Source organism: Paenibacillus amylolyticus (assembly GCF_047302515.1).
In the GTDB taxonomy this organism is placed as follows: Bacteria; Bacillota; Bacilli; order Paenibacillales; family Paenibacillaceae; genus Paenibacillus; species Paenibacillus amylolyticus_G.
In genome coordinates this window covers 4,807,460-4,820,783 of record NZ_CP168019.1, presented here as the reverse complement: position 1 = coordinate 4,820,783, position 13,324 = coordinate 4,807,460, and the positions used below count along the sequence as shown (strand labels likewise).

General features: G+C 43.9%; 11 protein-coding genes. 5 read left to right on the top strand and 6 right to left on the bottom strand.

Features of this window, described 5'->3' with window-relative positions:
• Positions 1–148: 148 nt before the first annotated feature.
• Positions 149–586: a hypothetical protein gene (locus tag ACDJ59_RS21040; RefSeq protein WP_413405485.1), complete on the bottom strand. Its 438-nt coding sequence runs from the start codon at positions 584–586 to the stop codon at positions 149–151.
• Positions 583–927 carry a hypothetical protein gene (locus ACDJ59_RS21035; RefSeq protein ID WP_413405483.1) on the bottom strand — a complete coding sequence of 115 codons (345 nt, stop codon included), beginning with the start codon at positions 925–927 and terminating at the stop codon, positions 583–585. Before ACDJ59_RS21035 ends, ACDJ59_RS21040 begins: the two co-directional genes overlap by 4 nt.
• 73 nt (positions 928–1,000) lie before the next feature.
• On the opposite strand from ACDJ59_RS21035, the gene ACDJ59_RS21030 reads away from it, so the two are divergent.
• The 4 genes from ACDJ59_RS21030 (at position 1,001) to ACDJ59_RS21015 (ending at position 7,099) form a co-directional block, all read left to right on the top strand.
• Positions 1,001–2,371: a lipase family protein gene (locus tag ACDJ59_RS21030; RefSeq protein WP_413405481.1), complete on the top strand. Its 1,371-nt coding sequence runs from the start codon at positions 1,001–1,003 to the stop codon at positions 2,369–2,371.
• 15 nt (positions 2,372–2,386) lie between these two features.
• Positions 2,387–2,662 carry a hypothetical protein gene (locus ACDJ59_RS21025; RefSeq protein WP_413405479.1) on the top strand — a complete coding sequence of 92 codons (276 nt, stop codon included), beginning with the start codon at positions 2,387–2,389 and terminating at the stop codon, positions 2,660–2,662.
• A gap of 155 nt (positions 2,663–2,817) precedes the next feature.
• Positions 2,818–3,762, top strand: coding sequence for a copper amine oxidase N-terminal domain-containing protein (locus tag ACDJ59_RS21020; RefSeq protein WP_413405477.1), 945 nt, complete (start codon positions 2,818–2,820; stop codon positions 3,760–3,762).
• A gap of 13 nt (positions 3,763–3,775) precedes the next feature.
• Positions 3,776–7,099: a DUF5704 domain-containing protein gene (locus ACDJ59_RS21015; protein ID WP_413405475.1), complete on the top strand. Its 3,324-nt coding sequence runs from the start codon at positions 3,776–3,778 to the stop codon at positions 7,097–7,099.
• Positions 7,100–7,393: 294 nt separating this feature from the next.
• Here ACDJ59_RS21015 and ACDJ59_RS21010 read toward each other — a convergent pair whose 3' ends face one another.
• The 3 genes from ACDJ59_RS21010 to ACDJ59_RS21000 are packed head-to-tail and all read right to left on the bottom strand — an operon-like array spanning position 7,394 to position 10,387.
• Positions 7,394–8,170 carry a MerR family transcriptional regulator gene (locus tag ACDJ59_RS21010; protein ID WP_413405473.1) on the bottom strand — a complete coding sequence of 259 codons (777 nt, stop codon included), beginning with the start codon at positions 8,168–8,170 and terminating at the stop codon, positions 7,394–7,396.
• Positions 8,145–9,071, bottom strand: a complete 927-nt coding sequence (locus ACDJ59_RS21005) for a DUF2268 domain-containing protein (protein ID WP_413405471.1) — start codon at positions 9,069–9,071, stop codon at positions 8,145–8,147. Before ACDJ59_RS21005 ends, ACDJ59_RS21010 begins: the two co-directional genes overlap by 26 nt.
• 59 nt (positions 9,072–9,130) lie before the next feature.
• Positions 9,131–10,387, bottom strand: a complete 1,257-nt coding sequence (locus ACDJ59_RS21000; RefSeq protein WP_413405470.1) for an MFS transporter — start codon at positions 10,385–10,387, stop codon at positions 9,131–9,133.
• 276 nt (positions 10,388–10,663) lie between these two features.
• On the opposite strand from ACDJ59_RS21000, the gene ACDJ59_RS20995 reads away from it, so the two are divergent.
• A complete protein-coding gene (locus ACDJ59_RS20995; protein ID WP_413405468.1) occupies positions 10,664–11,965 on the top strand; it encodes a galactokinase in 1,302 nt (433 codons plus the stop codon).
• A gap of 95 nt (positions 11,966–12,060) precedes the next feature.
• On the opposite strand, the gene ACDJ59_RS20990 is transcribed toward ACDJ59_RS20995, so the two are convergent.
• A complete protein-coding gene (locus tag ACDJ59_RS20990) occupies positions 12,061–13,074 on the bottom strand; it encodes a DUF6930 domain-containing protein (protein WP_413405466.1) in 1,014 nt (337 codons plus the stop codon).
• Between the last annotated feature and the right edge of the window lie 250 nt (positions 13,075–13,324).

The following is a 13,324-nucleotide window of genomic DNA, read 5'->3' as shown; positions in this document are numbered from 1 at the left end:
AAAAGCTGCTTTTGCATTCAGGTTGGTCTGAATTCAGGCAGCTTTTTTTGTCTATCGTATGTAGGGCGGAACGTGCAATTTTACTAGGGTTTAATTTCTTCCTCGTTTAAGTACGAGGGTTAAGATGAAGAATGCTGAATGAAATAACTTAAGTAAGCGAATCATCCTGATTTGTAGAAAGGTTTGAGTTGTGAGCTTCATTGAGAGTTAACCTCAGCCTCACTCTTTCGTTTTTTATGAAATCCTCGGGACCTTTGCCAGAGCGAACCTCCATAGATGGTATATCTAATGATAGAGATACCTTGATTGCTTGATCATTCTTTACATAACCATAAAGAAACATGGTAGAGGAATTAGGTAAGTTGATATCATAATCCGTAAATACGACATCTGCATCATAATGTTCGTGGAAGTATTTTTGTCCAACAGGAATCGCTTTTTCATAATACGCCTGTCTCTCATTTTTAGATAATCCTCCACAGCCAGTTGGAATAAGTACAAGAGTTATGATTAAAAACACTGAATGAAATAATTTAAGAAAGTTAATCATCCTGATCTGTAGAAGGGTTTGAGTTGCGAACTTCATTGGGAGTTAACCTCTTCTTCACTTTTGCGTTTCTGAATGAATTCACCAGGTCCACCTTCTGAATCAATTTCTAGAGATGGGAGGTAAAGCGAAAGAGATACCGAAGTTTGAGGATCGTCCTTTACATACCCTTTTAACACGATTGTAGATGACATAGGTAGCAGGATCTGATAATCAGTGAATTCAATCTCCGCATCATAATATTTCTTGAAGTATTCTTGTCCAATCGGAATAGCTTTCTGGTAATATACTTTCTCCTCTTTGTTGGACAGTCCCCCACAACCAGATACTATAGTTACAATAATAATTAAAACTAATGTAATATAGGTATATTTCAGCATAGTGAATAACAACCTTTCTTGGAAAAAACTATGTACTAGAGTATACTATAACCTTAAAGAAAGGAGAATAGTTATGCCAAATTACATCACGGAAGAAACATATCATTTCATATCCAAAACAGTTTATATAAACGATTTAAAACTTGGAGATGAGTATAAGGAAATCCCCGACTGGAAAATCGTAAAACCCCAAACCACTTTACATGACAGCAAGACCGGATTTGACGCTGAAGTATTCCGTAATGAAAATACGAATCAAATCATCATAGGTTATAGAGGTACAGAGCCCGGAGGTCGTCCTATTAAGGAGAAACTTCCCGACCTGGAAACGGATGTACTGGACGTAGTTATGGGAAGAGCGAAGCAACTTGAGAATACATACAATCAACATCAGAGCGGAGTAGTACGTACTCCCAGCAAGTACGACCAAAACGTGATTAACGAGGGGTACAAGGATACTCAATTTTATCAGGCAGAGGAACTGTATAGAACCGTTAAGAAGGAATATCCAACTGCAGATATTACGACAACAGGGCATTCACTAGGCGGTGGATTAGCTGAGTATGTAGCAGCAAGAAATGACTTATCAGCAGTAACCTATGACCCAGCTGATATATTGCCTGTATTGTCGGACGACATCATTAAGCGTATTGATAACGGTGATTATAAAGATAAGATCTATTCCATATCACATCCTGGTGACATTGTTAGCTCTGGTATCATGAGTGCGCGCAAAACAGTAGGAACAGGACTTCTTATTAACAATACATATGAAGAAGCCAACAGCAGATTTTATGTAAGAGTATCTATACCTGACAAGGACAGCGAATATAATTTTTTTAAGAGCTTTTTGGGTTTGACTGAAAATAAAGTGGTTTATGTGCCCATCAATGTCCCATTTCTGAATCAAGATCCTATAAGCAAATTTTTGAATTCATTTGGTAACCAGAAAACTCATGATTTGAACTATTTCCAGTTTGATGAACATGGATTTATCACAAATAAGTTATTTACAACTACCGATGGACAACCTGTAAACGGTAATCTGCGTTTTGATGCTTACTTAAAATCTTTGGTAGCTCAAGACAACATGAAAAAAGCATTTGATCAACTTCTACAAAAATATGGGTCGAAGTTGGGTGTGTATGGGCAATATGCAGCAGCAGCGAGTGGTGTTACCATACAGCTCTCTGTTGAGGATTTGAAGGCCGCGGGGCAGAAGATGGAGCAATATGTGCAAGAATTTCAGTCAAGTCTACCTACAGCGATTAATTCCATCTTACGATTGGTTGAAACGAGTCGAAGTCGATCTTTGGAACCGATCATGGACAGACTAACACATGACTTGCATCAATTTAGCCGCTGGTATGAAGAGGAAGCGCATCTTATCGCAGAGTATATCAATAAAAAGGCGGAAGATTTCAGAATCGCTGACGAGGGATAACAAGGAGGATTAAAGGTGTCTGGAAGAATTTTGGTTGAGTTGTACGATTTGATGCAAGCAGAGAAAGATCTGACTCATTTGATGAATCTGTTAAAAGCGAATAAGGCCCACGTCCAGTCTATAGGGGAAAGTGTAGGAGATTGGAAAGGTCAAGCGGCAGAAGAAATGAGAAGTAAAATGGATCAATTCCTGACTGTAATGGCAAGAAGGATCGCCGAATTTGAGCATCAACAGGTGGATTTAGCAAGATATAATTATCGTATGGAAGAAGCGGATCGCGCTGGAAACTAAATCTTCTACCTATTATCATTTGCGATTTTAGTGGTGAAATATTCTTATTATTGGAAAGTTTGATTTTTATTTAGGATCTGTAAGACCTATACGTAGAAAAGAGTTTAAAGTGATAGTAATAAGAAGTACATACGGAAAGTAGAGGGATTTAGAAAATGAAGAAACTGATATTAACGCTATTAGCAGGTATATTGACGGTAAGCTTGATGGGATCAGGAACGGAATCGGTTGCAGCTGCAAGCACACCAAAGCAAGTCGAGGTACTATTAAACACTGTGAAAATGAAATTTCCAGATGCGAAGCCGTTTCAGGATAGTCAAGGTAGTGTGATGGTGCCAATCCGATTTGTGTCTGAAGCCCTTGGCGCAAAGGTGACGTATGCGAAGACCGGGAAAGTGTCCCATGTAGGTATTGTTGGTAAAGACCATAAGGTGGATATGACGATTGGCCAAACAAAAGCCCTGGTAGACGGCCAGAAGAAAGACTATGGCACACAGATTATTCTGAAACAGAATAGGACATTCGTTCCGCTGCGTCTGGTGAGTGAAGGACTGGGCCAAAAAGTGGAATGGGACAAGATTGGTCGCTGGGTCTGGATCGGTAACAAAGACTTTCGGAGTACGGATGATAAGGATTTTAAGCTGAAATCCCTGAGTGATTTCAAAGCATACGAAAAGTCGAACTACGTTTTCAACAACATCAAAGATGAAAAGTTTAATGGAATTAAAGTCATTAAAGAGAGTGACCTTCCTCTCAGATTGGCTAACGGTCAAGTGATATACAGTTTAGAACTGGTCAAACGGTCGGCGGGAAACTACATTGAAATTAGAAGTTCTCAGAGAGGAACAACGATTCAATTGTTAGTGAAAAATGAATTTGCAAAGGTACGTAGCCATGTAGAAAATGCCTTTGTAAATAATAATGATCAAACTGGATTGAACTATTATCCGGAAAATAGTAGCACAGATAAATTTCAAAACCGAAAGTACATTGATGGATATGACTATACAAAATTCAAGTTTAGGCAAGCCGACTATATCTTATTTTCTGCTGCAGAGCTAGAGGATTATGGTGTGGCTATAGTTAACCCGTTCAAGTAAGGAGAGGATTACCGTGATCAGAAAAATAATTACGCCCTTACTAAGTATGGTGCTTATTTTATCTTCCTTCCTTACTATCTTTATGTTCCGCCCTGGAGAAGCTAACGCCATTGGTGTCTCAAGAATGTACAACGATCCTGTTAAAGCACCTAATATATACTATTTTGTTGGTATGGTATATTTCGAAGTTTGGAAAAAGGCCGATGGGACTTGGACTGACAACAAAAAACCAGGTCAATCATATAGAGTTGACGGCTTTGATTATACTTTCACTTTTAATTCCAATAGGAAAATTAAAGATGTAAAAGCAGAGGTTTTTAATTTCAAATGGGATAATGCAGTAAACACATTTAATGCTTCAAGAACTGGCGAATTGTCTCAAAATCCATTGGACTACTACAAGAATTCTGCATCTACACAGTATTCATTAAATAAAGGGTCTTGGACAGGAAAAGGGACAAATGAAGCTTTTATACCTCTTTATGTAGATCCCGGAAAACTTGAAGCAGTACTTAACCCAATTGACAGGAAGCAGGAGGAAATAGATAAGAATAATCAAGTATTTCATCCAAATGTGGAAGGATACCGTTATTACTTCCCAACGCTTTTCACGATCGAACTCGAACCGACTGAAGGACAGGCCGTAATCAAACACTGGACCACGACAGGCCAAAGCTTGGATGGTATGGATGGGTTTACAGATAAGGAAGTGAAGCTGGAGAAGGACAAGGAATATAACTTTGCCCATACCGCTCCTGGAGAGAAGTACACCTACGAGGGCTACAAAAAAAGCACCGTGGCCGCGCCGAGCGGTGGATCAAGGAGTTCTGGAGATCCTGGGAAATTTACGTACAACGGGAAGTACCCTGTGTACTACGTGTATTTCTACTATAAGCTGAAGAACGATGGAACGCCAGAAATTCCGAACAACGTGTGTACGCCGCCGCAGCCGGGACGCACGCTGGAAGGCAAGTACATGGACCCGGTTGTCACTGGCATAATCAAAGCGGATCAGCGTGGCAGTGAACCATTTGATGTGCTGAAGGGCATTCCTACATCAGAAAGCTTGTACGGCAATGTCTTCAGCCGAGATTATTTGTTTCAGAACCAATTTGTACAGATGACAGGTACATGTACATATACGGTCAATGTAGAACAAACATGGACATTGACTTGGACGGAGGAAAGTACGACCACTGATGCGGAAGGAAACAGCCAAACGGTTCGAACGCCAAAGAGTGATACTGAAGTCGTACCCAGCCAATACCAGGTCGTTCGGCCATACGCGTACTGGACAATTGATGAGCTGAGTGTATACAACATTCAGGAAGCCACGTTGATCAACTACGCTTTCAATGGTGAACAGATTACGATTACACCAGAAGGGTACACGCCGCCAGAGTTCCAGGCTGAAGAGACCGGCAATCTATATCCGCCACCCCAGCCGGGCACGCAGCAAGGACCATCACGTACCAAGTCGGGTGGAAACAGCCGACCCTCTCCAGATCAGGAGAATTTGCAGGATGTAGCGGAGGCCGCAGTTCCGGATGTCGAGGTCGAAAACGACTCTCTCGTGTTCAAGGGTCAAACGATCATGAACAAGCTACGGACCGCGAAAGAAGGACCGCAGCCTGAACAGATTCCGGCGCCAGTACAGATTGGGAAAGATGTGCTGTACAGCCCGTATCATTATATCCCGATCGGAAAGACCAACAAGAAGGACACTACTAGCAAAGGACTTATTAATTATATCTTAGCCGATGGCAGTATCGATGCCGAAGAGGAAGAACTGGAATATGATATCTATGGCATCAACACTGTCACTGTGCACACGCCAGTCGTGAACTACTCGCTGGTTTCGGATGACCAGCCGCATAATCAGAAAACGACACCCAATATGAATCGCTCTGCCCTTATTTTGGAGCGTCCGTTCACTGTGCGCATTCCCACCAGTGGACAGCATTTGGATGTCAACTCGTATCCAGGGTATGGAAACCGGGATTATGCCAAGTATTATCGTATCAAACAGGTGCGGTTTCCGTTTGACGTGTACAGTACCGACCGGACGCAGTTTTATCCTCGGGATACGTGGATTGATATTCCGGTGTATGTACTGGACACGACCTTCTATCTTCCCGTGTGGGTCGATGAAGGAGATTATCAGGTGGAGTTTCGCAATATTGCCGAAAATGCACCTGCCGACTTTGAATCGATGTCCAGAAGTAATGCTCAGCCGGACGCGAACACAGACCTGACCTACCACCTAGCAAGTGACGAAGTATCTGTGGAGGTCATCGGCCGATTGTATGATTTTCAGATTACGGACATTGCAGACTATAACTGGGAACTGGTCTTCCGCCGTTTTAAGGGAAGCATTGCGCCGACTTGGATCAGTTACTGGACAGGTACGCAGGATATCGATGGGGACAAGCGAGGCAACAAACCACAGTTTACCGTACCGATTCGACCGGGTAGTCATCCGCTGCAAGGATACCAGAATGTAGCGGTAAAGACAGGATATCACTTCAAATTCGATTTTAAAACGAAAGGCAATATGTTTGGTCCGAGGGACGGCATTCGCCTGACCCCGACCTTTGATTTTGTGAGCAAGGACGGGAAAACGCGCGTGCCGGTGGATTTGTATTACTCCACGAATCAGCGCAACTTTATCCGCATCGGCTCGGCCGAGGACCAAGTGAAGCGGTTCGTAATTCTGAATGATCGGTTGCGTCAGGTACCGTCAGAACAGCTACGGGATACCGCAACATACAAATACAACCGATATGGCGAAATTCATCCGGGGATGATGAGTGAGCGGTCGTATCAGGACTATTATCGGGAGAAATATACGAAGATGAAAACTCCGGTAGGTGGGTATAGCCTGCTGCTGATGCCAGAGCAGCTGCGGACGTTTATCGGTCCCAAAACGAACATTCCCACTACCGCTAGTGCTGATGTACTGCGTGCCAATGCGGCCATTCAGCAATGGTACGGCGAGTATAGTTTGCCTGCGGAACCGTATGTCGTGCAGGCAGGGACTAATCTGGCCGAGTACGGGCGGACCCATGGTGGTTTGGATGCAAAGTCACCGATCTTTTTGAAGGATGGTTATATTGTTGTGAACTTCGACCTCGAATCGATCCGGGAGGGGAATCTGGCGGCACCGCATTTGCAATACATTCACGCGCCGCTGATGAACCAATGGCTGCTAGAGGGCTTCCAGCGTCAGGTGGAAGACAGTTACGGGAATAGCTTTGCTTTGCGAGATGGAGACGTGGTATTCTACCATGCGGATCGTTCCAGTCGTGATGATTTTAGCGCACAGGTACCGCATTAAGAGGTAGGGTAGCCAAGTCGGATGAACTCTTTGCGGCGAGAGAAATCGTTATCTCTTAAGGATATTGGCATCTCACATAGGTTCAGGAAATTGACGTTTAATAGTGCATAGGGGTTGTATTTCAAGGCTCTACTCATCATTGCCATTTAAACGATGCCACGCAAGCCGGGAAGGGCAGATGGAGACGGCGGTAAGCAAAGGGTAATTGTATGTGGTTTAAAAAAACGTATCTTCCATACATATGTAATGGAGATACGTTTTTTTACTATGTTACCTTGTAGGAGGTTATCCAATTCACACAAAATCACTTTCCACACCCTCCACATAAACCATAATAGCTTGATACAAAAACCTCAAAAATCCCTCATCGCCAAACTGATCAAAATAACCCGCATAGCGGCGATCCGTCGTATAGGCTTCTGCGATACACCTCAGAATCTCAGCATCACAGCTCATAAATTGCTCCAGACAACTCTTCCATTCACGTACTAACGCTTGCACCTCACCAGAAGCAGGAGACAGATCCTGATGTTTCGCCAATTCCCGAAATACCTGCTCCATGTTGATCGAGAACTGCTGGTAGGCTTTTTCTTGCTCTTCCGTAGACAGCTCGCTCACATTGGCTTCAAATTCCTGATATTTCTCGGTATCTCCGTAGATGAACTTTGCCTCGGATTCATACTGTTCTTGAATAGACAGGATGGAAGAGTCGTCAAACAGATGAAGATGAGAGATATCCTTCCCATCTACATACTCGTCCAACTGGTCAATGATGGTTTCGAGCTTTTGTTTTCGTTGAACGAGTGTGCTGCGGTGCTCTCTCAGGATATCTTTCTGTTCGTCTTTGGAAAGTTGCATCATGGCTGCAATGTCTTTCAAGGAGAAATTCATTTCTTTGAACAACAGAATCATTTGCAGATTCCCCAGTGCCTCTTGATCGTAATAGCGATAGCCGTTGTCCTCGACTTTGCTTGGTTTTAATAGATCCGTTTTATCGTAATAATGTAATGCGCGTTTGGTGATGCCTGTAATCTGAATGATATCTTTAACAGTGAAATAGGGTGTCTTCATTCCAAAATTCCTTTGTTTCAGCAAGGATAACACTTGCTGGAGTGATGGTCGCTGCGGTAATCGGTGTACCTGTTTTGTTCAGATAATATTGAATTAAGTGATAACCGCAAGCATAGCCAGCCGCATAGGGCATACCTACGGGCGTGAAATTTTGCATGATGGCAAGTTCATCGCCGTATAGATACGGATTGATTTGGTCAAAACCGGTGACATGCAGCTGGTCTTTCATCTTCGGTTTGATTACTTTATTCAAAGTCTCCATATCCGTTTTAGCTACCCAGGGGCCTAGCAACTCTTCTCCATACAGGGATGTCGCAAAGCTCTCGGCCAACCCCTCACTAACAACCATCTCCCCAAGCGTAATCTGTGGATTCCACTGGATATATTGATACCTTACATTATGATTGCATTCATGGGCTAACACGGATTGCATACGAGGTAGAGTATACCTATTGGGGATCAGGTTCGCAATAATATAACCCGGGATTCCACCATCTCCGCTGATGCCTTCGTTCATGGTGAGTGAAGGACTGTTTTTGTCGCCTAATAAAATCGTATATAGATATTCGGAGACCGATAGCTCAATCCCGTGATCTGTAAAGGTGGATAGACTCGTACGAACAGCTTCATGACACTGTTGCCAAAATGCTTCAGACGAGATCGCTGCTAACGATTCGTTAATTTCAGGTGTAATATCTGCTGGAGCGATATTCATAAAGTTATTCATCATGATCACATCGAAGCCGTGAGGCTCTTGAGAGCGAAACGGGATCTGTTGTATGTTCCATTTGTTCATGAATGGACTCATCATTCGCTCGCGGTATAACTCCAATTTCTCATCGGGTGCAGCCTGGATGATCTCCTCATAGATTTGATCTGAACGTAAAGTGGTAATCTTCATCCTTAATCTCTCCTCCATGTAAGCTTGAGATCATTATCAAGTATGACCTTACGTAACAGTCAAGCGTTGATGTTACGCTGCTGGCTCTCTGAATGATTCTTCATCTTCATAGTGAACATCAGAGCAGACAGGATATAGATCAGGCTTAACAAGAGATAAGGGAGTTGCAGCGAGAATACGCGATCGAAAGTCGTTTCACTAACCCGCACCAATAATCCGCCGAGAAGCGTACCAATAGCACTGATTCCAAAGGACAAAAAGCGAAACACACTTCCGACCCGGCCAAGCATCTCATTAGGAACGGAACGTTGCAGGATGGAGGAACGGGTAACATTGTAGACAATAATGAAAAATGCAGCACAAAAGTACAGTCCGCCTACCATATACGCATTTGTAGTTAGACCCACCGCACCGTAGATAATTCCCATGCACAAAATGGAGGAGATAATCAATTGTTTTGTACTCCATCTCTTACGCATATAAGCAACAGCCTGGCTCCCCACGATGCTACCGATTGTTGCAATGGAGATGAGAATACCGAATGCAAAAGCATCCAACTGAAGCACATCGCGTACAAAAAAGATCTGAGTAGCCAGAATGATCGAATACATCAGCGTAATGGTAACAGATAGAATGGCTAGTCCGCGGAGAAAACGATCATGATAGACATATTGAATACCGGACCACATCTCTCGTTTCCAATTCTTCATCGGGCGAGCCTCCTTCTTGGTTGTTTCCGTATCCCCTGGGTAGAAGTTTCCCTTCAAACTGATTAAAAAAAGCAGAGCAATAACAGCCGTTACGGCGTCTATGGCAAAAGGAAAAACAATATGCAGGGTTATGATGAACCCTCCCAGTGCAACGCCTAGAATATCACTCGTGATTAACTGTCCGGCGGTGAACTGCCCATTAGCTTTCTCTAACTTACTCTCATCTACAAGTTGAGGGATGACCGTCTGCACCGTACTGTCGAATACAACTCGGCTAAGCCCAATACCAAACATGAACAGAGCCAGAATCGGAATGCTTACCCATCCTCCCCAGATGCATAACGTCAGGGCAAGCAGAAGCATCATTCGCGTAAAGCCTGCCCCAATCAGCATATGTTTGCGTGAGTATCGGTCTATGAGGACACCTACAGGCAGACTGAAGAGTAGCCAGGGTAAACGAAGTGCCGTCATAGTGACAGAGGCATACAGCGTATCGCTTGTAAGGGTTGATATCAGCCAAGGAACCGCAGCAAGTGTAAGTCCATCACCCAAGAATGTAAGAGAAAATGCACCAAATAACTTGGTATAATTCGTCTTAATTTTCATCGTTTCCTCCACCAATAAGATATATAGCATAGCAACATTAAGGTTGGAAAATAATGTGTTTTCTCTTAAACCAAATTTAAATTATTCTAAAATGGTTTTCAATCCTATTTTTACAATAAATAACTTCACAAAACGCTTACAAACTTTCAATTCTACCCTACCTTTTCAGCTACGAAGCTGAGATAATGGGAGAGGAATAAGGCATGAAACAGACACAACAACCATGTTCACCAACAGTCTAAAAATAACAGCTGCATATCCATAGGAGGATTATGAATGACGACACAACCATTGAATCTGATCCAATCCACGGAGGGTCAAGCGTTGCTTGCCCAAATGTATGGACAATCACAAGTAGACGAACAGACTGCACGTTACACGAAGCTGAACGCAACGTTCGAAGAGTACTTCGGCGCGCAAGAGGGAAGCAAGTTGTTCAGCGCGGCAGGACGCAGCGAGATTGGCGGCAACCACACGGATCATAACCATGGTAAAGTGCTGGCGGGCAGCATTACGCTGGATACACTTGCGGTGGCTGCGCCAACGGCAGAATCGGTTATTACTTTTTATTCGGAAGGCTACGACAAGAAATATGTAATCGATCTCACAGATCTCACGCCAAATGCGGAAGACGATGGCACAACAGCATTGATTCGCGGTATGGCTGCGGGATTCGGAGAGTTTGGACACCAGGTTGGCGGCTTCCAAGCGTACATCTCCAGTAACGTATTCTCGGCATCAGGACTCAGTTCATCGGCGTCATTCGAGATGCTGATCTGTACGATTTTGAATCACTTCTATAATGATGGAGCATTGGATGTTGTAACCTTGGCCAAAATCGGTCAGTATGCGGAGAATCACTATTGGAACAAACCTTCCGGTCTGCTGGATCAGATGGCTTGTGCGTACGGTGGGCTGATTGCCATTGATTTTGAAAATCCTGCACAGCCGGTTATCGAGCCTGTTCAGTGGGATTTCCAACAAAACGGTTACTCATTGGTCATTGTGAATACGGGTGGTAACCACGCCGATCTGACAGAAGATTACGCTGCTGTGCCATATGAGATGAGAGCGGTTGCTCAGGCGCTGGGCAGTGAGTATGTTCGGGAAATTACAGCTGACGCCATCTATGCCAACCTCAAGAAGGTTCGAGAAGCTGCTGGGGATCGTGCGGTGCTGCGTGCGCTTCATTTCCTCGAGGAAAACAATCGTGTCGATGGTCAGGTTCAGGCGTTGCGTGATGGACGTTTTGCTGATTTCCTGAAATTGATTACGGCGTCCGGTAATTCGTCATGGAAGTGGCTGCAGAATGTATATCAGAGTGGTGCAGTGAAGGAACAGGAGATTGGCATCGCGCTGGCACTGACCGAGAATTATCTGCAAAACCTGGGTGATGGAGCTTGTCGTATTCATGGTGGTGGATTCGCAGGGGTTATTCTGACGATCCTTCCAAACGAAAAAGTAGAAGAGTATATGTCCTGGATGCACGACATGCTGGACACGCCAATTATCGTCGTTAATGTGCGTGCACAAGGCGCAGTTTGCCTGAATGCATTGATTGCTAACGCGAACAAATAGGGATGTAGCAAATATATCACGTGTATAAAAAAGCGGTTATCTACCCGGACTATGGCCTGGGAGGAAAACCGCTTTTGGTTATTTTGTCCAAAAAACTAATGCAAGAACTGACTCATTTCTTGTAAAACGTCCTCTACCATAGGTAGCTGCTCCGCCGTGTATACTTCAATATCGATAGAGGTAAGCAAGGGCAACAGGGCTTGAGCCAATTCTGGTCGTGACAAAATCAGCCGGGAAGGCCTGTATTCGCGCTGCAAAAGAAGATCAACCAATTCTTCTGCACATTGCTGAAAACTGCGTTTTTGTTCTGCGACGGCAGAGTGTATAATCATGCCGGAGGCCGGCTCAGTGACGACGATAATCTGTGGGAAATAGGGGCGTTCCTTATCACCAATCGCTGTAGGCAGATAGGATAATCCGAATTCCCAGAATGATTCTGGGGGGCAAGGCAATTTGCGCAGACGCGCTTGTTGAAATTCATCAATCAATATAGATGCGGTTTCTTCTACAACGATAGGCTGTGGTTCAACCCACTGACTGCTCCAGGTCAATGCTTGTCCATCAGATGAAAGCTCTGGCACACGTGTGAGAAATAATCGCTGATCAGAAGGAAAGAGCTGATCCGGGTCAGACTGTACGACTGAAGCTACTTCAATAGCCTGCTCAACACAGGTGGCGAAGAATCGAAGGTCCTCGGCTTTCCGAACAGGTCCCGGCACGTATCCCGGTTCATACAGATGAAAGGTAGGCCAGGCGTTGCGTCCGCGGTAAGAGTAACCTAAAGCCTTTAATTGTTTGTATTCTTCGGAAGTAAGCTCGTCCCGGTTATTGAAGGATAACAGTAAACAGTGTTGGGTAAAAACGGGGTTTTCCGTTACGTATCCTTGCATCAGATTAGCCAAGGTATTCAGTCCTTCTGTACCCAGGTAGACAGCCATTCCATACATCTCGCCTCCGTTGCCCATCACGGTGCAGTAGCCGATCTGTCCGGATTCCGGGTCCTGGACACCAAAAGTATGGGAGTTGCTCAGCCATTGCCAGCTTGCTTGTTGCTTGAAACGGTTGGCTGCTTCGTACAGTGGACGTGCTTCTTCAATAAGTAATTTCATGAATAATGTTTACTCCTTTCAGGCAAGAAATCGTATTTAACGTAAGTGTATCATATTATATTCACCATTCCATAAGCACTCCAAGTTAATACAATATCACCTTGGGGTTTTAATCCATTGTATTCAGGATTAGATTTTGTGATAAAACTCCAAACTTTTTAAGTCCTTACTGTGTTAATTAGTTAGTGTCTTGGAATATAGGCACACTTGATGATGTTTCGTTTAAACTCGATTATCTAAGATGAGGCTG